This is a genomic window from Paenibacillus lutrae, from assembly GCF_009757775.1.
GTDB classification, from domain to species: Bacteria; Bacillota; Bacilli; order Paenibacillales; family NBRC-103111; genus Paenibacillus_F; species Paenibacillus_F lutrae.
Genome location: NZ_RHLK01000009.1, coordinates 110,604 through 132,794, shown reverse-complemented (window position 1 = coordinate 132,794; position 22,191 = coordinate 110,604). Strand labels below are relative to the sequence as shown.

The 22,191-nt window shown below is 49.7% G+C and carries 16 protein-coding genes; 4 read left to right on the top strand and 12 right to left on the bottom strand.

The window, feature by feature from the left end:
* Positions 1-106: 106 nt before the first annotated feature.
* Complete coding sequence (locus EDM21_RS16165) at positions 107-1,432, top strand: WCX domain-containing protein (protein WP_166542048.1); 1,326 nt, start codon at positions 107-109, stop codon at positions 1,430-1,432.
* The gene (locus EDM21_RS16160) at positions 1,407-2,288 is read left to right on the top strand and encodes a WYL domain-containing protein (RefSeq protein ID WP_157337162.1); all 882 of its coding nucleotides are present in this window, start codon (positions 1,407-1,409) and stop codon (positions 2,286-2,288) included. The genes EDM21_RS16165 and EDM21_RS16160 overlap by 26 nt, the downstream gene beginning before the upstream one ends.
* Positions 2,289-2,503: 215 nt before the next feature.
* Here the strand turns inward: EDM21_RS16160 and EDM21_RS16155 are convergent, their stop codons facing one another.
* The 10 genes from EDM21_RS16155 to EDM21_RS16110 form a co-directional block, all read right to left on the bottom strand.
* Complete coding sequence (locus EDM21_RS16155; protein WP_157337068.1) at positions 2,504-4,363, bottom strand: flagellin; 1,860 nt, start codon at positions 4,361-4,363, stop codon at positions 2,504-2,506.
* Between the two features lie 249 nt (positions 4,364-4,612).
* Positions 4,613-5,830 (bottom strand): VWA domain-containing protein, encoded by a 1,218-nt coding sequence (locus EDM21_RS16150; protein WP_157337066.1) that lies wholly within the window; start codon positions 5,828-5,830, stop codon positions 4,613-4,615.
* A 1-nt stretch (position 5,831) separates the two neighbouring features.
* The gene (locus EDM21_RS16145; RefSeq protein ID WP_166542047.1) at positions 5,832-8,426 is read right to left on the bottom strand and encodes a DUF5682 family protein; all 2,595 of its coding nucleotides are present in this window, start codon (positions 8,424-8,426) and stop codon (positions 5,832-5,834) included.
* Positions 8,423-9,526: an AAA family ATPase gene (locus EDM21_RS16140; protein ID WP_157337064.1), complete on the bottom strand. Its 1,104-nt coding sequence runs from the start codon at positions 9,524-9,526 to the stop codon at positions 8,423-8,425. Before EDM21_RS16140 ends, EDM21_RS16145 begins: the two co-directional genes overlap by 4 nt.
* Positions 9,527-11,392 carry a HEAT repeat domain-containing protein gene (locus EDM21_RS16135; RefSeq protein ID WP_157337062.1) on the bottom strand — a complete coding sequence of 622 codons (1,866 nt, stop codon included), beginning with the start codon at positions 11,390-11,392 and terminating at the stop codon, positions 9,527-9,529.
* A gap of 27 nt (positions 11,393-11,419) precedes the next feature.
* Entirely contained in the window at positions 11,420-12,859 is a 1,440-nt protein-coding gene (locus EDM21_RS16130; protein WP_157337060.1) for an SWIM zinc finger family protein, read from the bottom strand.
* Between the two features lie 473 nt (positions 12,860-13,332).
* Positions 13,333-13,959 (bottom strand): hypothetical protein, encoded by a 627-nt coding sequence (locus tag EDM21_RS16125; RefSeq protein ID WP_157337058.1) that lies wholly within the window; start codon positions 13,957-13,959, stop codon positions 13,333-13,335.
* 157 nt (positions 13,960-14,116) lie between these two features.
* Positions 14,117-15,253, bottom strand: a complete 1,137-nt coding sequence (locus tag EDM21_RS16120; RefSeq protein WP_157337056.1) for a glycoside hydrolase family 18 protein — start codon at positions 15,251-15,253, stop codon at positions 14,117-14,119.
* 5 nt (positions 15,254-15,258) lie between these two features.
* The gene (locus EDM21_RS16115; protein WP_157337054.1) at positions 15,259-16,359 is read right to left on the bottom strand and encodes an acyltransferase; all 1,101 of its coding nucleotides are present in this window, start codon (positions 16,357-16,359) and stop codon (positions 15,259-15,261) included.
* A 30-nt stretch (positions 16,360-16,389) separates the two neighbouring features.
* Entirely contained in the window at positions 16,390-17,736 is a 1,347-nt protein-coding gene (locus EDM21_RS16110; RefSeq protein ID WP_157337052.1) for a glycosyltransferase family 2 protein, read from the bottom strand.
* A gap of 491 nt (positions 17,737-18,227) precedes the next feature.
* Here EDM21_RS16110 and EDM21_RS16105 point away from each other — a divergent pair, with 491 nt between their 5' ends.
* Positions 18,228-18,581 (top strand): hypothetical protein, encoded by a 354-nt coding sequence (locus EDM21_RS16105; protein ID WP_157337050.1) that lies wholly within the window; start codon positions 18,228-18,230, stop codon positions 18,579-18,581.
* Between the two features lie 59 nt (positions 18,582-18,640).
* Here the strand turns inward: EDM21_RS16105 and EDM21_RS16100 are convergent, their stop codons facing one another.
* Positions 18,641-19,156 carry a hypothetical protein gene (locus EDM21_RS16100; RefSeq protein WP_157337048.1) on the bottom strand — a complete coding sequence of 172 codons (516 nt, stop codon included), beginning with the start codon at positions 19,154-19,156 and terminating at the stop codon, positions 18,641-18,643.
* Between the two features lie 310 nt (positions 19,157-19,466).
* Here EDM21_RS16100 and EDM21_RS16095 point away from each other — a divergent pair, with 310 nt between their 5' ends.
* Complete coding sequence (locus tag EDM21_RS16095; RefSeq protein WP_157337046.1) at positions 19,467-19,997, top strand: hypothetical protein; 531 nt, start codon at positions 19,467-19,469, stop codon at positions 19,995-19,997.
* 150 nt (positions 19,998-20,147) lie between these two features.
* Here the strand turns inward: EDM21_RS16095 and htpG are convergent, their stop codons facing one another.
* Complete coding sequence (htpG, locus tag EDM21_RS16090; protein WP_157337043.1) at positions 20,148-22,028, bottom strand: molecular chaperone HtpG; 1,881 nt, start codon at positions 22,026-22,028, stop codon at positions 20,148-20,150.
* Positions 22,029-22,191: the final 163 nt, after the last annotated feature.

Below are 22,191 nucleotides of genomic sequence, written 5' to 3'. Positions count from 1 at the left end.
TGCTCCCCTTTTTGATACAATGAAAGAGACAGGTATACAAAAAGCAGCGAGAGGGCGGCCGGTCGTGTCCGCTCTAATGGGAGACAAAGAAACGGGGGAATGTTCAGTGGCCAGAGAAAGTTTCGATAAAGAAATCCAGTTCCTCCGTCTGCTGGCTTTGACGAGCGGAGCCTACAGCCGGCAGCAGTTTGCGGAGCGTCTGGGCATATCTGTACATACGTTCGATAAAACACTGCGGCGCCTGAAGGAAATCGTTAGCGCCGTATATAATCAGCTGCCCGAAACACAAAGCAAGGAATTCGCGGAGATGCTCCGCTTCAATTATTATGAATCGCAAGATCCGATGCTTCTGTTCCTGTACCGCGCCAAATCTCTCAAGGAATCCGAATCCCGGCGCCTGTCGCTCATTCTGACCGCGATTCAGGACCGGTCCCTGACTGCCTGCGAGCTGATGGATGCCTGCTGCCGGGATCTCCCGGAGGAATTGTCTCTGCCTGATGAGAAAACGATCCGCTCGGATCTCAAATATTTGGAAGAGGTCGGCGTCATCCTCCGGGAGCCGGGAAGACGCCCTTACCGGTATCGTATCCATCATGACCTGGTCCGGGAACTCAGTAATGAAGAACTGCTTGATCTGTACGATTACGTGGATATAATGGCGAACACACAGATTCCTTCCGTTCAGGGCTACCTGCTGCGTGACAGCCTGAAGAAAGCGCTCAAGCAGCAGGGACTGCAGGCTGAGATCGCGGAGCCCTTCCTGTACAAGTACCACTACTATTCCCGTATTCTGGACGAAGCGCACTTGTACACTCTCCTGGAGGCAATCCGGCAGCGCAGGAAGCTTTCCTTCCTTTACTTCTCGCCGAAGTCACGCAAAAGCTATACCTCACAGAATACCAATCCGCTGTTCGAGCGCGACGCCGCAGGCCGGCAGGAGCTTATTCTCCCGCTCAAAGTCGTGTACGACCATCAATACGGCCGGTGGTATCTGCTCGGACATACTACCCGCCAAGGCATCATCAAATTCCGGATGGAGGGCTTGACCCAAATTCAGGAGGGCGGTCCCGTAACCGAAGAGACTTTCCGGCTTAGGCTGGAAGAACTGGAAGCGAAGACACGCTACAGCTGGCTGATCGATACCGGCAGCCCCGTCCGGGTGCGGGCGCGTTTCTACAAACCGGAGTGGGCTCCTGCCGATTTCGTCAAAGAACGTGTGCTCCTTCAGGGACAGTGGGGCGAAATTACCGAAGAAACCGCAGAATCCTTCGTTTACGAAATCACGGTTAACGGAATGACGGAAATTAAGCCGTGGCTCAGGAGCTTCGGGTCCAGCTGCGAGGTTCTGGAACCTGCCCGGCTGAGGCGGGAGTTTATTGCGGAGTGGAAGGAGATGCATGCGTACTATGAACCTGTTCGAGAAAATCTTTAACTACCAGATCATCTCGCGCCTGGATGAATCGGGCCTCTACACCCTGACTTCACACGAACGGAGCTGGCTCAAAAGCATGCTCGCCCACCCGTCGGCCGCAGCAGCCTTTGCACCCGGGACATTGGAGAAACTGCGGAACCGGCTGGAGCCGGAGCAGACCGCGGATGTATCCTCCGGCTTGACCGAGAAAGCCAAAAGCCGTGAAGGCGAGGCGTTTCCTCCCCTTCTTCGTCAACTGCGCCGCTTGCTGAGAGCACGGCAGGGCTTCCGGCTGACCTACCGGGTCAAGAACGGGCGCATCCAGCAAGATCAGTCCGGAGTGCCCTACAAGCTCGAATATTCCATGGTCAAAAGAGAGTGGTACCTGCTCTGGTACCACCTCCGTAACCGGACCTTCATGTCCACCCGGCTCCAGAACATCACCCGGGTAAGCGAAGAACCCGTAACCGCTGAGGTCTACAGCAGCGTGAATAGAAGACTCGAGGGGTCGCTGCTGTCTCGTAAAGATCAGATTGTCATTGAGGTGATCCGCCGGTACAATGCGGAATTATCGAGAATCCTCTATGCCTTCTCCTGCTTCGAGAAAGAGGTAGACTACACGGCTGATACGGATACGTACCGGATCCGGCTTACTTACCAGCGCGACGATGCGGAGTACATCCTGTCCAAGCTCCGCTTTCTCGGGATGCGGGTTAAGGTCGTAGAGGGAGCGGAACTTCGGCAGCGTATGCGGGAAACATCAGCGAAGGCACTGAGAAGGTATGGGATTGAGCCCGATCCGGCAGAGGCGGATAAATTTACGGCGGACGGACCTGCTGCTGAAGAGACAGCTGCCAGTATGGCCGAGGAGATATAAACTGCTGGTGCCGGGCCCGGGTGTCGGGCGGCCGGACTCTCTCGTTGCCGGACTCGGCAGGAGAGGCTCACCCCATGCAAAGACCAGAAGAACAGGATAACACGCCGCCGTCATATATACGAAGCTTGGATCAAGCAACTGCTCACTTGAGCAAGCGGCCTGATTCCCCCGGACAATGAAAAAGAGAAGCCGGTTTTTACCTTTGGCTTCTCTTTTTAACGAAGTAGCTGAAGAACTTGTTGAGGGACTTGATTAGCCTGCGCAGCCATCGCCTGTGCGGCCTGGGTCAACATCTGGCTTTTGGCTAATTCCGCAATTTCCTTGGCGATATCGGCATCACGGATGCGGGACTCCGCCGAGATGAGATTTTCTGAAGAATTTGCGAGATAGTTAATGGTATGTTCAAGGCGGTTCTGATAAGCACCCAGACTTGCACGCTCAGAAGATACCCGGTCTACCGCTTCACTTATCGTTGTAATCGCCTGACTGGCCCCTGATTGCGTAGTGAGGTCAACCTGATGAATGCCCAGTTTATTCGTACGGATATCCGGAAGGCTGATTTCCATGATTTCACCTTGGTTCGCACCTACCTGCAAGATTAGACCATCCTTGATTCCCGACATTTTAAAATCCGTCAAAGAGTAGCTGCTGCCGTTCATCTCTCTGGCAAAAACGATTTTATCTCCTTCATTTAAGGCTATAACCCCCGCATTCCGGTCGCTCAAGACATTATTTAAAGTCGCGATGATACTGCCAGAGGTATAGGTACCGGGCGGGATCGTCACCTTTCTTATCTGGTTTCCCTCCACGGTAAATTCCCATTCATTATTGCCGTCTTTAATAGTAATGCCACTGGCAATATCCAAGTTGGTCACAATTTTACTCGTGGATGAGGGATTCCAGGTAGCTCCCGGTTGGGTGGACCTCAGAAACAAAGGATTCAAAGCATTGCCCGACAGGAGCTGAATCGTATCGTTAGCCCCGGACCGGTTATGTTTCAGCGCAAGAATATAATGATTATTCCCCATTGCAGGTGAATCGTTAACTCCGACAGATCCGGAGAATGAAGCGCTTATATCGGCTCCGGTTTCCCCGAATCGTTTGTTCAGTTCAGCGGCAAGCTCATTGCGGGTATAAGATCCTTCCTGCAATACGATGGTTTTATCCACACCGCTGACTCTGATGTTTAAAGTGTCGTTAACACCTGCTTTAACCGTATAACCGGTAGAAAAGTCCGCTTCCCTGCCCCAGACTTCATAATTACCGAAGTATTTCTGAGTCTGTCCGAAGAGATCGGCAAAGGCGCTTCCTTCAACTTCTATGCGGTGTTCTCCGGAAATCGTACTCTCCAGGATATTCTTCATATGGGTGCTGTCCCATGAACTATAAACCGAATGCAGCTTAACGGGAGCTCCGGCAGCCTGCAGCTTATCATTAATATCTTGATACAGGGCCGTAATCGAACCATCGTAAGTGCCCGCTGCGATCTTAATCGTATAAGCCTGTCCGTCGAACTTAACCGTTAATTCGTCGTTGATCCCGCTTTGAATTTCTATACCGCCGCTCATATGTATGTTGTGGCTGTTTCCGACTATGGCGGCCAGGTTTAACGTGTTGTAATCTTTACCTGCAATTTTAGTGATTTCTCCGCCTCCGATATCTCCATTTAACAAATGAATCGTGTTGAACGCTGTCGTATTGGCAATCTGATCAATCTCTTCCTTCAGCTGGTTCATTTCCGCTTGTATTTTCACCCGGTCGTTGTCCGCGTACGTATCCGTAGCCGCTTGAACCCCTAACTCATTCATCCGCTGCAGGATGGCATGAATTTCTCCCAGAGCGCCTTCAGCCGTTTGAATCAATGCGATTCCATCCTGTGCGTTTCTTTGCGCTTGCTCCAGTCCTCTGATCTGAGCTCTCATATTTTCAGAAATCGATAGACCGGCCGCATCGTCAGCTGCCCGGTTAATCCGGTAACCGGATGATAGTTTCTCCGTCGAATTCGTTACTTTTTTAGAATTAACTTGTAATTGATTCTTCGTTCTCATCGCCAACAGATTATGAGCAATTCTCATCTCGATACCTCTTATAACTTAATAAATTAAATGGAATAATTACCGCCACTTAGTTCTATAGACTCAATTTTATACACAATCAATAAGTTTATCGTATTAATTATTCTATAATTAGTAGATGTTTCCCTTTATTTTTAGGTCAAAATAACTAATAAATATAAACGACTCCCATCTAACAGATGGAAGTCGTTATGTGCTTATTGCTCGCTCAAACATTCATTGCAGACTGCTCACGTTTAAAGTCGATGCCTACACCGGCTTCGTCCCGACCCGCTTAGCCAGCTCGGTCAAGTCCATACCTTTCAGGGCCCCTTCTACCAGCACGGGCAGCAATGCGGGCGTACATGCGAAACATGGGGTCCCATCCCGGCTCAGCTGCTTGGCAATGCGCTCGTCATAGAACGGCTCGCCCTCATCGGACAATGCCAGCAGGCACATCGTTCTGACCCCCGCTTCGCGCAGCTCGCGCATACGGCGGATCAGCCCGGCCTGATTGCCTCCTTCGTACAGATCCGACACGATGATGAACAGTGTTTTCTTCGGCTCCTCGATAAACTGCTCACAGTAAGCGACCGACTTATGAATATCGGTCCCTCCGCCGAGCTGAATACCGAACAGCATGTCAACCGGATCGTTCGCACACTGCTCGGTCAAATCGACTACCTCGGTGTCGAACACGACGACCCTTGTGCTCAGCGAGGGAATACTCGCGAAGATCGAGCCGACCACCGAAGCCCAGATGACCGAGTCGGCCATGGAACCGCTCTGGTCAATGTCCAGAATGACCGTCCATTCCTTGCTCCGCTTGGCACGGTCGAAATAATAAAACTTCTCGGGAATGATCTGTCGCCGCTGCGAATCATAGTTCTTTAAGTTGCGCTGAATAGTCCTCTTCCAGTCAATCCCGCTGAGGGAAGGAAGCGGAGAATGCTGTCTGCGGTTCAACGCTCCTGTAACGGCCCGGCGCATATCCTCATTCAGCCGCCGGGTGAGGTCATCGACGACGGCCTGGACCAGCATGCGCGCGGTATCCTTCGTCTTCTCCGGAATTTTGCCTTTGAGCGACAGAAGGGTCCCTACCAGCTGAATATCCGGCTTGACCGTAGCCAGCACCTCCGGCTCCAGGAGCAGCTGCTTCCAGCCTTTGCGCTCCATCGCATCATGCTGGATAACCGATACGACATCATCCGGAAATAAGCTGCGTACATCCCCGAGCCATTTGGAAAGCCTCGGAGCGGACTTCCCCATTCCGGCACCTCTGCTTCCTGCGGCAGAGGTGCCGCCGTCACTTATCCCGCTCGTATCATCATAAATTGCCGCGAGCGCTTCATCCATAATCTGCTCTTCTTCCGTCAATGTGATCATCCCCGCGGAACTGCTTGTCAGCTGCTGCTCAGCAGAAGCTCCGAGGATGAGACGCCAGCGCGATGCCAATTTGGGATCATCTTGTGAAGGATGTGTGCTCATGTCAAAAGTCCTCAAAATCAAAATCGTTCAAGTCATCTATCATCTTCGCTTCTTCCTCCTTCAGCTCGCCGGTCAACACCTCGGCGGCCTGCTCCGTGTCTACGCCCCACAACTCTCCGAGCACTTCGGCGATCATATTCTTCTCCCGGGGGGCGAAGGTACTGAAAGCACGCCGTAAGAAGACCAGGGCACGGACGAATTCATCGTCAGCCAGTGAAGAGATGTATTCATTCAGCTGTTCCCATAAGCTCATCCGGGATAAAAGGGCATAGCGGTTACGGCCGGACAAACCCTCGAACCAGCCGGCCCCCAAATCGGCCGGAATTCCCGGGGAAAGCCGCCGGGATACTTCCTGTGCGCACTGCTCTGCCGTGATGGCATTGCGTTCCATCAGCAGCGCGCAGGAGTAACCGGACAGACGCGCATTCCGGTCGTCCCGTTCCGCCAAATGCAGCAGCTCCCGAAGCCACAAGGCTTCGTCGATCTGCTCGCTGTGATCCAGCGCGATGCCGTTGATCTCGCCCATCGCGACGATCATGGCGCCTGCGGCCTCATCGCTGCAGTTGCTCGCATCCTGCAGGAACAGGCAGGCGCGCAGGAACAACTGTTCCAGCAGCGGAACCAGCGGTCTTGTATCCAGCCGCCGGAGATCGCCGTAACGGATAATAGCGGACAGCTGCCGTGCTGCGGCAGCGATCTGCACGATATCCCGGCTGTCCACCGCAAGCCGCTGAAGCGTCTGCCGCCCCGCTTCCATCTGGGCGGTCATCCCGCACTCGCAAGCGGTGCGGATGAGCGTGGAGGCCTCGGCAATGGAGCTGCACTGCTCCAGCTTCTGCTGGAGCACGTAAGCCGAGGCTACTTCAACGGTTTCGCCGTGCAGGGTGGACTCCACCACCTGAATCTCCACTTCAGGCGACCACTGGAGCACCCAGTGCTCCGCCCAAGTAGCGCCGTCCTGCCCGCTTGGTCTGATCTTGGCGAGTTCAATGCCCAGCAGCTTAAGCCGGTGAAGCAGGAACGAGCGGTTCAAATCGAGAAAAGCCGATTCTTCGCTTTTGACCCGGCGGTTCTCGCGAAGATCCAGCGCCAGGTCAACCGCCACCGCCGTCTTGTATTTCTCCAGCTTGAGCCGCTTAAGCAGACGGTTCAAGTCTTCTTGGATCGGCGTCTGGCTGACGCCTTCGGCAAGCTCGCCGATATTCGTTCCGACGTCAATCCGTGCCAGCGCATCGGCGACGACGGACAGATCGCCATGACCGAGCAGCGTCTGCGCCGCATCCCTCAGATCGCGCAGCGTAGGCGCACTTCCGTCATGGAGGGCGGCGAGAGACTCGGCCAGCCTTACCGCTTCAATAACCTCGGCGGTCGAGCGGTGGGTTCCTTGTTCACGCATGAAGCGGGCAATTGCGGACAGATAATACCCCGGCAGCTCGTTAAGTGTGCCGTTAGCCATATGCTCCCACATTAACTGAAAGTAGTTCGGGGCATTATTGCCTGCACCATAGCCCGACATGGAAGAAAGTTTGAAATAAGAATAAGGCATCAGAGTAAGTTTAGTGCTGCGGACAGGCAATGATTTAAGTTCCCGGTCCGTCATGGCCCCGCTAAGATCCTCCAGTGCAGCCGCATGATAGGCACCGCAAACGACGACGATCCTGTCAGGCTCATGCCCGGAAGCGATCGCCTCGCGGATCTTCCGTCTCATGTAAGCTTCCCGCAGCGCGTTATACGCGTATTCGGAAACCTGCTCACGGCGCTCCTTCTCTTCCGACAACTCGCGCATCTGGGCAGAGAAAGCCAGAATCGCTTCCCGATAAGCCCCCCTGCTCAGATTGTGCTCATAATGACGCTCCCAGTACATGTCGTAGTCGTGTTCGCCGGCAAGCTCGGCAATCCGGCTGTAGATAGACCGGGATGTAACGTGTGCCTCGTCCTTGTCCTCATCCAAAGAAAGCAATTCCGCTGCCTGTTCAGGCTCTGGTTCTGCATTCCCGTCACGACCCGGTCGGCTTGCCGCCTCTTCGACCGGGCTCGGGTCCGTTGACGAAGCGGACGGTATAGATGCTGCCGCTGCTTGTCCCGATTGCCCTGCTTCTACATTTATTTTCACTGTTGCTTCTGCTTCTGCTTCTGCCCCTGCCGCCTCGTCTGCCTCTGCTTCCTCAGCCTCGCACCCCACCGCACCTTTCGCATTCCCGGTTCCGCAGTCCATGTTTTCCGCGGCAAGCTCAGCCTCTTTTCTCCGGACATCCTGGAGCGCCAGAATAACGGGAGTGGGAAGATCGATAAAGGCCGCATAGGCCCCGTTGTCCTGTGCCCACTTCATCGCCTGATACTCCGGGGAGTATACAGCGAAAGGCCAAAGTGCCGTATGTACCGGCAGATCATCCGTAAATGCCAGAATGGCTACCGGAGGTTTGGTAGTTCCATTCGTCAAATGCTTAATTTCCTCTGAAGCGTCGGCGGGACCTTCGATCAGAACGGCCGTAGGCTGAATGTCGCTGAGAAACTCCAGCAAATGTTTCGAACCGCCCGGGGAAAGATGCCGCACCCCAAAAATATGTACCGATTCCTCCGCAGCTCCGGGACTCACTCGTTCATCTCCTTGCAAGCCGTGTACAAACCGCGCCACTGCGCTCCCCGCTTCTTCATGACATTGTCCAGGTATTCCTTCCAGACAAGTTTGTCCTTATCGTCATCCTTCACAATCGCTCCCTGCAGACCTGCCGCCAAATCCTCATCGGTCAGCTCACCGGTTCCGAAGCTCGCTGCCAGCGCCATGCTGTTCGTCAGCAGTGAAATGGCCTCGGCCGTTGAGATTACTCCAGCAGGAGATTTTACCTTATCCTTCTTATCCAGCGTCATCCCGCTGCGCAGTTCGCGGAAAATCGTTACGACCTTGACCAGCGCCTCATCCGAAGGGACGGCGGCCTGCAAATCGTAAGATGAAGCAATTTCGCCAACGCGCTTCTTCACGATCTCCACTTCGGTTTCCATGCTCGATGGAGCCGGAAGAACGATGATGTTGAAACGTCTTTTGAGAGCGGCGGACATTTCGTTGACTCCGCGGTCCCGCGTGTTTGCGGTAGCGATAATAGAGAAGCCTTTGCGGGCGTTCATTTCTTTGCCCAGTTCAGGCACGGATATGGTCTTCTCCGACAGGATGGAGATCAGCGCATCCTGCACCTCCGAAGCGCAGCGTGAAATTTCCTCGAAACGGGCAATGCCCCCTGCTTCCATCGCTCTCATAATCGGACTCTGCACGAGCGCCTCCGGTGTCGGGCCATTCGCCAAAAGCATCGCATAGTTCCAGGAATAGCGGACATGCTCTTCACTCGTGCCCGCCGTGCCTTGTACAACAAGACCCGAGTTGCCGTAGATAGCGGCCGACAAATTCTCCGACAGCCAGGATTTGGCCGTTCCGGGTTCTCCGATCAGCAGCAGCGCGCGGTCCGTTACGAGAGTGGCGACAGCCATCTCGATCAAACGCTTATTGCCGATATACTTGGGGGTGATGTCCATCTTGCCTGCTTTACCGCCTGCTATAAAAGTGAGGACGGATTGCGGCGACATTTGCCAGCCGGCGGGAATTTTGCCCTGATCCGCTTTACGCAGCGCTTCCAATTCATCCGCATACAGCTTCTCCGCTGATAATCTCATCTGATCCTGCATCTGCATTTGTCCAGTTCCCATTTAATCGTCTCCTTTAACTTTGGGGGTCAGCACAATTGGCTGATTCCTGCTCATGGCGTCCACAACAAACTGTATTTGTTTCTCGGCAGTTGACCGGTAGAGAGGAAGAGCTTCCTTCAGCCTTGCTTCATATGATTTCGGAAGCATGCACAATTTCTCAAAAACATAACCGTCCAATAGATAGCAGTTTTTATTGCGTTTGTCTTCAAGAGCCGACACCAGAGCTTCCCGCCGGATCTCCTCCTCGACTTCCGCCCGATCAAGTCCGAGCAGGAGCTCGCCTGCTAAGCGGTTACGCAGTTCGGGCTTCAAGCTTAACTGCCGGAGCAGGAACTGCTGCGCGGGAGTATGACCGGGACGGGCGAAAATACTCACCAGGGTATCCTGCTCCAGTTCAATGAATCGTTCCAGCCAGCGTGAGTCCCAGCCGGTCTCCATCTCCTCAATTGAAGGAACGATCGGGAAAGTAAGCCAGTGCAGCCAATCCGGCTGCGTCCCTTCCGCTGCTTGAACTTGTCCATTCCGGTAAGCAACAACCTGATTTTCGATCACTTCCATCAGATTATCCTGCCGCTTCCCGGCTTCTTTCGTCTGGCGGCGAATGACCAGAAGGTCTTTGAATTCTTCATAAAGGCGCGAAGGAGACAGAAGACGGAACGCAGCCCGGAACGCGAAGGAGACATAACGGGCATCTTGCTTATAGAGGGGGAGGAGCAGCCCCAGCATCCCGGACGGTCCCAGATAAGCCGCATAACGGGCCGCATCGTCAACCAGGGACTTCCAGCCGTAAGACAGATACCGTGGAGCATCTTCCAGCACTCTCGTAAACAATTCATCCAGTACATCGTGCTGCTTGTGATTCAGCGCCCTTAAATAATGCCGGATACGCTCCCAGGCAAGATCGAATGCCTTCTTGTCCTCCTGGATTGATTCCGCATTCTTAAGTTCCGCGTCCAGATCACGTACCAGCCGCTGGAGAAGCACTTCCGAATCGGAGTTTACGGCTGCTTCTGCGGCGAGCTCGATATCTTTACCGGAGAAAGCCTCGTGCAGGCGCTCCGCTCCTTCGGCCGATCCGCCGGCCGCAAGAGCCTGATAGGCTGCCTCTCGGATCGGTTTCCTCTTCTCCCGGGTCCAGCCCAGCAGCGCCTGTACATAGGCCCCGTAACCTGCAAGCAGACCTATAGCGGTTACCCTCACATCCTCCGATCCGTTCTCGGCCGCCTCAAAGATGAGAGGCAGCACTTCCTGGCCGCCTGCCTGTGCGATTACCCTCAGTTTCCTCGTCTCAGCCTTGCCTCCGGCACGATCAAAAGAAGCTGTCAAATGAGGGACCACTACCGGACCGTAGGCGGGCAGAATGGACGTCATCGCAAAATCGGCGAGTTCCGCATAAGGATCGCTCAACGCCGCTATAGCGGCATTGAACAGCCGCAAGTCCTGAAACAGCCCCTCACGGAATGCCTCCGTCACAATTTCATAGCGTCCGCTGCCGGTTGTCGCAAGCGCCTCGCGAACCGCTGAAATCTTGCGGTAGGAATACGAAGTGGAGAGCGGAACCGGACGGCTCTTAAGATGACCGGGCTCCCCCGCCGGCGATGTCGTACCTTGCGTATGCAGCACGGAGCTTAACAGCAGGCCCAAATCCTGCAGACTGCCGGACGGATTACCGCCTCCGCTGCCTGAAGGCTCCAGCACCCGCTGGATGCCCTCGCCGAGTTTTTTAAAGACGGGAGCGCGCTCTCCCAACTGCTGAAATTGAGGCAGCAGTTTCTTCAGCCGAAAATCCCCCGCCGCCAGTTCACTTCCGGCTATATACAAACGGCGCAGTTCTGTGTGCAGCTCTTGCAGTAACGCAGTGCTCATTTATAAACCTCCTCCGAAGTTAGAACGCTAGAACAGCAGACGAACTATTTCCTTATCCTTAATAATCGAGAGCGGCTGCGCCATCAGACACCCGCTGTCCAGGTCATGAGAGAACATGACCAGCATAGCCGAATCTCTCAGAAGCTCCGGACGCAGAAGAGGCAGCAGCTCCAAGGACTCATACCCCAGGGACACAAGAACATCTCCCAGCACAATCTGATTCCCTGATTCGTCGGTAATCACGTATTCGCCCCGATCTGTCTGCAGCGTGTTCTGAACATGAAGCAGCACAACCGGACTGGTGTCCGCCAGCGGATTCTTCAATTGGCTCTTCACCTGCTTAATCACATCGGCATAGCTCCGGCGCGCATGAGCCGCAGCCGCCTGAAAATCTTCTTCTGCCAGCGGCCGGGACTTCATTTCTTCGAAACGGATTCTGCGGTTCATCTCTCCCGGATAACGATACAGCGTCTTGACCTGCGCCATCTCAAAGAACGTATCTTCTTCCCGCATATGCTTGGCCGCTTTATGAGGACGGTAACTGATCGTCTCATGGATATCCCCCGTGGCTGTCTCCAGCCAGAATCCGGCATCCACATACTCAAGCCGGGCAGCGTCATCGAAGCTGAGGAACGAGAGCTGGATCAATTCCGCCTGCTCTGTGATCAGACCCAGTTCTTTCAGCTCCGCGAGCTGCCACGCGTGACCCAGCCACTCTTCCATTGTCGATTCATGATCCAGCTTCAGATCGGGGTCCGCCAGCCTCTCGTTCAGATGAGCGCGTCCCTTGCGGATAAAAGCATGAATGCGCGTGAGCCTGTCCATCGCGTGGGTATAGATCTGCTCGTGCTCATCATGCATAAAAAGAAGCGCCAGACGCCGAAGCTGTGTCTGTGCTTCCGGCAAATAATAATTCCCCAGCTGCTTCACATGTTCATTAAGCGTGAGCAGCTTTTTGTTATCCATCGTAGCAAGCCCGCTGCGGATCAGCGATTCGGTAAATTTCTCAAGCAGATCAAGCCCTTCCAGCTGGGCCTGGAGTTTTTTCTTCAGCGCCGATTTATTGACCTTCTTGGGTTTGGGAGCTGCACCTTCTTCTCCCTGCTTCGCCTTCTTTTCTTCGCGTTTCTCCGCTTTCCCGCGTTTGGATATAATATCTTCGGGCACGGGAGCTTCGGTAAAGGCCGCTCCGCCTGCATAGGCGTAGAGCAGACCGAGCGTATGCTTGCATGGAAGCTGTCTGCTCGGACAAGAACAGCGCAGCACCGGTTTCTCCGCCACGATAAAGTCAGCGGAACATACGTAATTCGAGCTTCCGCTGCCGGCACATTCGCCGAATAGCAACTCTCCGTTCTCCGAACGGTTTAATTGTATGTACTTGTTCTTCTTAACAAGACCCTGCGCATTCTTGATGGCGGAGCTGTTGGGAGCGAGCGAGTCGATATGAGCCTCCGTAATTTGGATCAAGCTGAAATCCTCCTGTCTCCTAATGCAATTAAGTGTTTAAGTCATTAATTAATACTGCCGTGTCCCCTGAAAAGTTCCGCTATCTAGTGTTAAAAAACAAATTTATACGATATATTCCATGAAAAAACGCCTTAGAACCCCTTATTATTTTTAATAAAACGGACAATAAAATTGTTGAGAAGCAGAATTATTTTGGCAGCTACTATCTGATTATACGAAATATATCCAAAACAAACAAACACACGTTCCTATCCAATATCTTTATTAGAAATACCTTTCGCTCCCCGCCCCACTACGTTATGCAGAACCGCACAGAACTGAATAACACGTTCTCCATAAGCGTAAAAACCCACGGCTTATCACTTATTTATATAGAACAAGGAGTTTGTGGGTTCATGAGAAATTAAGAATCTAAAAAAAATCACTGATGCAAATAGCATCAGTGATTCGAAATTTCCTTTAAAAGTTTTATTTCAGGGCTTACTACCAGGAGCCATAATACTCGCAAATACCCCCTTTTGATCCTGCTTCAAAATTACTATAAACGTTCCGGGTTCGTCTTCATTTCCAAGTGTTTTACCAAAATCATAGTATTCCTTTAAACGTTCAGCAAGTTGCTTACTTACATACTGAACAACAGTCCTTTCTTCATCCAGCTTATATTCCTTCACCTTAACTGCATCAACAGGAATATAATTCTGTGATTCCGCTAATGCATCTTCCATTTTCCAGCGTGGTTTGTTCGTTGATTCGAATGCCAATGTAATATTAGTAGCTACCTTATCTGCATACATAACAACAATACTTTTCTGTTTATATGTATGGATTGTCTCATTAGCTGTATTTTCATTCTTCCCGTAATACTTTTCCATTTCCTCTTGGGTATCACCTAACCCAACGGTTTTGGATAATATCGGGATTTCAGATTGCGGGGGTTGAGATGGCTGTACTGTCGCTGGTAATGCGGCCGGCTGAGAGCTCGGAGAAACAATTGTATCTGTTTTTGTAGGCTTTTTATTTTCTTCAGATACCACTTCACTTTGACATCCCGCCATTAAGACAGAACATGCCATACTAAATACAAATACTTTCTTAATCAACTATTAATCCCCCTAAAATTTATGAAATTGTTGAATTGCTGCTTAACTTAAACAATTTCATTGAGGTATCTGTGAAACCTCTTTTTTTCGACAACAACCAAAAACACCGGCTCCATAGAGCCGGCGTCTTCTCCCGGGCGCAACCATCCCTTCGGGATCACTCGTTCAAATGATCTCCCAGGTACTTCACAATCCCGTCCTCGCTATCCTGAGAATACTCCCATACCATCGCGCCGCCCAAATTCTTGGCCTTGATATAGGCGATCTTCTCTTTCAAGGCTTCTTTATCCTCGTAGGAGATATAGGTTTCCCCGTCAAACAAGTAGGCCGCTTTGGCCTGTTCGTCGTAATATCTTTTAAAATCATTTTTATCGAAATAGTCCTCCTCCAAAGCCTTATAGCTCAGATCAACCTTGTTGATCTCAATCGGAGTACCGGGTGAGAAAGAGCCGTCACCCTCGCTTTTGACGTCCTTCCATCCGTACGAGTAAGCCGGAACGCCAAGAAGAATTTTCTGCGGATCGATATTATGCTCCAGGTACATGGAGATAATCTTATCTACGCTCGTAACGGATTTATTACCCGCATCGGCATATAGATTCGAGTTATAGCCGGTCGTATCCGACCATTTGCCCGTCAAGTCGTAGCTCATCAGATTGATGTAGTCCACATATTTCTGTACAGTCTCGACTTCGACATTCTTGAAATACCAGTCCTGTGTGCCGGAGGCAAAAGAAAGAATATATTTCTTGTTCTTATGCGGCAGCAGGTTCATCTTTTCTCTCAGCTCTTTCATTAGAAGAGTGAAATTCTGCGTGTCCTCCGGACGCGATTCCTGTGTTCCCCACGCATCCGAAGCCGGATATTCCCAGTCAATATCGATGCCGTCGAGATTTAGTTCTTTGAGCAGTGCGATAATGTTGTCCGTGAATTCACGCCTGTTTTCTCCCAGACTTGCATCCGAGAATCCACCTGCGCCATATCCTCCGATAGCCAGCACAAGGCGTGTTTGAGGGTTATTCTTCTTGAGCGTCTTGATATTCTCCTTGATCTCCCCGTCCACTGCCTTGTCCTCATGAAAATACACACGGTTCTTATCGATTTGGGCAAAAGCAATGAAGGCGACGTCAATGTTCTTCTCCGCGAACTTAACCTCCGTGATCTTGTCCCAGGTCGGTACGATATAGACGGAGTTGATTTTTTTGCTCTCGGCACGCTGATTGTTATACAGATAAGCTCCCATTCCGCCAACCAGCAGAACCAGAATAAGCTTGGTTATTAAGCTGATTCTCATAGCCGTTACCCCCTCCCCCCGAATAAGACTGTCGTCACGACTTTGCTGAGGTTCAGAATCTTCACGACGATGTAACTGACCGCAAACACGGCGCCGAGGTTATACAGATGCATGAGTGTGGTTTCCACCAGGCCGCTCTCAAGCTCGCTTCTTTTCGACACCAGGATTTCCACAAGCAGATGAACTAAATAAATACTGAAGCTGGCCTTCGAGAAGGAGCTGATCAGCTTCTTCACCTTATCGTTAATCCGTGCGTTAATAACCGGTTCTTTTTCCTGAAAATAAAGAAAGATTCCCGCCGACATAAAGAAGGTCGTGATCGAGTAATTCCCATAGAACATCTCGTCCAGCACCCCGCTGTAGAGGGAGGCAAAATAAGTGGCGATGGGTGTCAGAAAGAAGGAAATGATCCCGATGTTATACAGGACGGTTTTAAGCCTCACGGAAACTTTGTAGTGAAACAGGTAATAGCCGAGAATAAAATACCCCAGATACCCCATAAACAAAGGAATGTTCATGATCGGTACATAAATGCCTTCGGATGTCACCCGGAAAATCGTATCCGATACAAAGCGGTACAGGATGCTGATCACAAACCAGAGAATCAAGTAATAGCGAAGCTCCTTCTCCGTACACGCTTTAACTAATCGGGTAATCAGCGGAACCGTTATGTAAATCGCGATGATCGCATACAGAAACCAGAGATGGATATAGTTCTGGTCCATGACCAGTTTATAAGCATAATCGATAAGAAATTCATAGGCGTTCATCGTGCTTTGCCGGATTACGTACTGGTTATACAAGCCGTAAATTAACGACCAGATCACAAGCGGAATCACCAGGGGCAGTACACGCTTCCTGTAGAATTGTCTGTAGGAAGTCACTTCAATCCGCAGGATCATGGCCCCGCTTATCATAAAAAACACCGGAACCGCAAAGCGCGCCACCGAGTTAAAGATATTGCTGATCCACCAGGAGGTGGTGTCAAAGTCATTGGTTCTCGTCAATAAATCGGCCGTAATATGCAAAATAATAACAGCGAGAATCGAAATAATCCGTAGTATATCGATGTAAATAATGCGATTTGTTTTTAGAATAGGGTCCATAACCGTTCTCCTCATCCCGTCCGAGTCCTATTAAGTCGTGGTGGTCACATTGCCTGTAATCGTAGCTACCCCTTTGCGCTCTACATAGCCCCAGCCCTCGTCATTGTCAAAATATTTGATCGTTCCCACAATATTAATAAAGAGCAGTACGTTGCGGTAAGTGAGAAGTTCAAACTGGCTGAACAGAAACATATGGATATAATCGCGAAGCGAATAGGTGCTTCCATATTTTTTGCACAGATAGAGGGAAACCAGAATTTGCAGCGCGTTAACGGTAATCGAAAGAGACAGCATAATCAATGCGAGCCCTATATTCTTGCCGGACAGAAGAACCTGAATAAGGAAGAAAATAGACGTAAAGGCCGTCAGCGTACCCAGTACAAACCCGTCAATGGCGAAAAATAGACTGACGCCCTTACTGAATTTCTTGGACAAGTCCGACCAGTAGATGAGAATGCAATCAATAAAAGCTTTCTGCCAGCGGATGCGCTGCTTATAGAAGTTAGGCATATTCTCCGGGCATTCCGTGTAGCAGATCGCTTCCGGGGCATAGACGAGCTTCTTGCGAAGCTGGTTCGCCTTCATGTATTCGTGGATTTTGAGGGTAATGTCGATGTCCTCGCCAACCGTACTTCTGAACCCTTTCACGTCGATCAGAACCTCTTTGTAAAAAGCACCGAATGCGCCGGAGATGACGACAATCGAATTGAATACGGATTGGGTGAGCTTCCTCACATAGAAACCGTGAATATAGCCGACAATCTGGCTCTTGATAATCCCCTTGCCGGTGAACTTCTCCATGATGACGCCGTCTTTCTTCTCCGCACCCTGGACAATCTTCACCGTACCGCCCAGCGCAATCACATCAGGATCATGGAAATATTGATTTACATATTGCAGGGAATGCGTCTCCAGCATGGAATCCGCATCCAGCGTAATGACGATATCGGATTGGGCATAATCAATTCCCGCATTCAGCGAGTCGGCCTTGCCCCCGTTGTTCTTGTCAATCACATACACTTGAGGATGAAGAACGGATCTGTAGACTCCACGGACAGCCTTGTATTCCAGTTTTCCGTCCGCTTCGCGGTCATGGGGCATCAAGGACAGAAGCTCGTCCAGCTTGTGCATGGTCCCATCTTTGGATCCGTCATTGATAATGAGGAGCTCATAATTGCTGTACTTGAGTCCTTCCATCGCATCGATGCAGTTCTTAATCGTCAGCTCCTCATTGTATGCGGGAACCAGTACCGAGATCGTTTTCTCCTCAAGCGTCTCGTCCAGCTTCTTCACTTTGCTGAACAGCAGGGGAACGAACATGTACAACAGCTGAAAGATCAGAAACACCAAGGTCGACACATATAAAAAATACTGCATGCTCTCCTGCTCCTTTTTATCCGTCTCTTTTTCTATACATCCGGTGAAACCAGCTTGCTTTTGATGCAGGGAACCCATTATCCGATTTGAGCCTTCACCTTCTTTCGTTTACATAAATGTCTCTTTTTATATATTTTATTTCACCCTACCAATAGTGTAAAACTCTTACATCAGCGAAAAAAGCGAATACATTCGCTGTATACTGTTGCAATCTTCCATTTTTGCGCTCTTTTCTTCACAACTTAATTTTCCATCTTTTAGAATTATAAGTTTTTGTAAACGAATATTATCAATCTTCAAATAAGGTTGCCTCTTTACTGAAAAATCAGATTCTCCTTCATGGATCCCTCATTTTTAACCATTGGATAAATATAAATTTCACTTTACGTTGAATAAATTTAATTGTAAAATTAGTTAATATCTTTCATTTTATAATAAATTCATACAGTAAATTGGATGAAAAATACCCCCTTTAGAAAGGAGGTGAATTTATGAGAAAAGTTATCCTATTGGTCCTCTTCGCTTTCTTTGCCTTATCCACAAGCGCATCTGCCGCTTATACGGCAACGTCACCCGATTTGTATGCCTACCAGTCCGGGCCTTACAAATTGAGCGTTGGCCTGTGGAGCTCTACCAATGAGACCGTTCAACTGACGCTGTACTCCAAAGGTCCATCTGGCCAGTTGAGTCCGGTCTACTCCACCACCGTAGCGATCGGACCTACCGTTCCAAGCCCGGTAGAGAAAAACGTAGGCTACCTGGCCCCGGGAACCTACGTGGTCAAAGGCGACTTCCAAGGTTCCTATGGAAGCCTCGGTCCTGTTGGTTTGTATCAGGTTTATTGATAAGAGGAACGGACAAGCCCATCTGGGCTTGTCCGTTTTGTCGGGATAGCTCTATGTAGTTATCTTCGGGTAGAATTCCATATCATATACTGCAGCAGTTCTGAATCGAAAAATAATTTCGCCCCACTTTTCTCATTCGGAAAGCGCTGAATCCTATCTAACAGAAAGCTCTGAACCTGCTCTAAATTAATACAGATAAATCCAGGTTCTTGCCTTGGATAATGAGTAAACAAAATTTTTCCTACCTGGTGGTACCTGCCCGCAACTACGGATTGATTAATTAATTTCTGACTGTATTCAGTTGTTTTGGCCGGTCCAAAAAATCCAATTCTTTTCAAGGCATATTTCAAACGATCTTCCCGGCCCATATAGATTTCAGACCGGAAATGATTTCCGGACTTCACTTCACAAATCAGTCCAATATTTTTGTCTAAATTAAAATGATTAAACAGCCATTCATCTCTGTGATCCCTACCCACGCCCTCATCTACGTACTTCGGCCTTACGGCCAATATATCTACATCTGCATTTTGATGGCTTTCCAAGTCTTTATTGTGCAGAACGAAATTAGACATCGGGAAAAACCGTTAAATCTCAAATACCAATAAACCATTTCTTCAGCAAAATTCTTCATGAAGCATTCCCCCAGACTAAAAAGGCAAATTTCCTACCCTCTGCATAATAAGTTCTAGCCACTATATACCGCTCCTTTAAAATACTGAAAGCCCTCTATTCGCTGAACATAGTTCTTTATACCTATTATACATTCTCATGGTTATATATGGACATAAACATGTAGAACTGAGTATCCCGAAACTTCCATACCTCTTATGCGTATTCATGGGAAATGATTACACTCCAAAATAGGGGAAGGGGCTTTTCAGAATGGAGCTGTATTTTGCAGAGAACTTCTTCAGTACAGGCAAACGTCCCATCATGAATAGCGACGGTTCGCATGCAGGTACGCTAGACATGAAGAGTTTATTCAGTTCTTCGATTGATATTTACAATCAGGACGAACGCAAAGTTTGTGGGGGTTCGTTCCGGTTCCTGTCTTTTTCCGGTAAGTGGGAGGTGACAGACGGCTTAGGAACGACTCTCGGTGTACTTCGTCCCAAATTTAAGCTATTCTCTAAGAAATACGAATATGACGCAGGTCCGCGCGGACTCTATGAAATCACATCGCCGATGTTCTCCAAGCACTACCTTATTCTCGATTCATATGGAGAACATGCAGCGGAATTCGAACAAACCAACGGCTGGCTGCAGAGCGGGGCATTCCGGCTTCGTAATGAATCATCACAGCTGGGCAATTTTGAACTCGTTGCCGTTATTATGGGAATTCATGAAACACAGCGGCGAAACAACCAAACAGGCTCGACTGCAAACTCGACTACCTATACGCCGAATATGTAATTTAACGGCTGGATATCTTATGTACACTAATAAAAGACATACATTGATGATGCCGATGAAAGCTTCGCAATCAAAGAGGCTCGATACTAGTTATAAAAAAAGAGCAAGTTCTTCCTCATAAGAGGAAAAACTCGCTCTTTTCTCTATGAATTACACCATGATTTTGCAAATGTTGTTCGTAAACTCCACAGGATCGTTAACCTGCAAGCCTTCGATCAGAAGCGCCTGATTGTACAGCAGGTTCGTGTACAAGTTCAGCTTGTCCTGATCTTTCTCAAAAGCATCCTTCAAGGACTGGAATACCTCATGGTTGATGTTAATTTCCAGCACTTTATCGGCTTGAACATCTTGACCGTTCGGCATTGCCTTCAGGATCTTCTCCATCTCAATGGTCACTTCGCCTTCCGTAGACAGGCAGACCGGATGTGATTTCAGGCGCTTGGACGCTCTTACATTCTTCACTTTGTCCGCAAGAATGCCTTTCATCGATTCGAAAAGAGCCTTGTTGTCGTTCTCTTCTTCCTCGGTTTGCTTGTCCTCCGCATCGGGCTCGATTCCGAGGTCGCCGCTGGAGACCGATTTGAATTCTTTCTCTTTATAAGTCATGAGCATCTTAATCGCGAACTCATCGATATCATCGGTGAAGTAAAGGATCTCATAGCCCTTGTCGGAGACCATCTCGGTTTGCGGAAGCTTCTCGATTCTCTCGATCGAAGGACCGGAAGCGTAGTAGATGTATTTCTGATCTTCAGGCATGGCCGCAACATATTCATCCAGGGTGACGAGTTTCTTCTCTTTGGAAGAAGTGAACATCAGCAGATCCTGCAGAACGTCCTTATGCATGCCGTACTCATTGTAAACTCCGAATTTCAGCTGTCTGCCGAACGCGTTGTAGAACTTCTCGTACTTCTCTCTCTCGTCCTTCAGCAGGCTTTGCAGCTGGCTTTTGATCTTGTTCTTGATGTTCTTGGCGATCAGGGTCAACTGGCGGTCATGCTGGAGCATTTCACGCGAAATGTTCAGGGACAGGTCCTCGGAATCGACCATACCTTTGACAAAACCGAAGTAATCCGGCAGCAAATCCGAGCACTTGTTCATGATCAGCACGCCGTTAGAGTACAGCTCCAGTCCCTTCTCATATTCCTTCGTGTAGTAATCAAACGGCGTACTTTCGGGGATAAAAAGAATCGCCTGATACACGACAGCACCATCGGCACTAATGTGGATATGCTTAAGCGGCTTGTCGAAGCCATAACGCTTCTCCGCATAGAAGTTGTCGTAGTCTTCCTGTGTCAGCTCGCTCTTGTTTTTGCGCCAGATCGGAACCATGCTGTTGACGGTTTGTTCTTCCTGGTACTCCTCGAATTCATCTTCGCTGTCTTCTTTAAGCCGTTGACTCTTGGTATCCATTTTGATCGGGTAACGGATGAAGTCGGAGTATTTCTTAACAATCGCCTTTAAGCGGTATTCTTCCAAATACTCATCGTAATTATCATCTTCCGTATTCTCTTTGATTTTCAGAGTAATCTCGGTACCCACGGAATCTTTCTCCGCCGGTACAATTGTGTAGCCGTCCGCGCCTTTGGACTCCCATTTGAAAGCCTCATCGCTGCCCTGCGCTTTACTGATCACGGTAACAACATCCGCAACCATGAACGCCGCATAGAAACCGACCCCGAACTGGCCGATAATGTTATGCCCGTCCTTGGACTCGTTTTCTTTCTTGAACGCGAGGGAGCCGCTCTTAGCGATAACGCCAAGGTTGTTCTCCAGCTCTTCTTTGCTCATGCCGATTCCTGTATCCGTGATGGTCAGCGTCCGGTTTGCTTTGTCCGCGGACAATTTAATGTAATAATCCTCTTTGTTGAACACCAGACTCTCGTCTGTAAGCGCTTTGTAGTACATTTTGTCGATAGCATCACTTGAGTTCGAAATAAGCTCTCTTAAAAAGATCTCCCTCTGTGTGTAGATGGAATTAATCATCATTTCAAGCAATCTTTTCGATTCCGCCTTAAATTGTTTCTTAGCCATAAAGAATGGAGCTCCTTTCGATATAAGAAATAAGAGTGGATTCATGTTAGTTATAAGGTTGCAAGTTTAAGTATACGTCAAAATCACTGACATAACCATTAGCACTCGTAATAGATGAGTGCTAATTCCTACTTTTTATATACCATATCCTTATTTTTGAAGT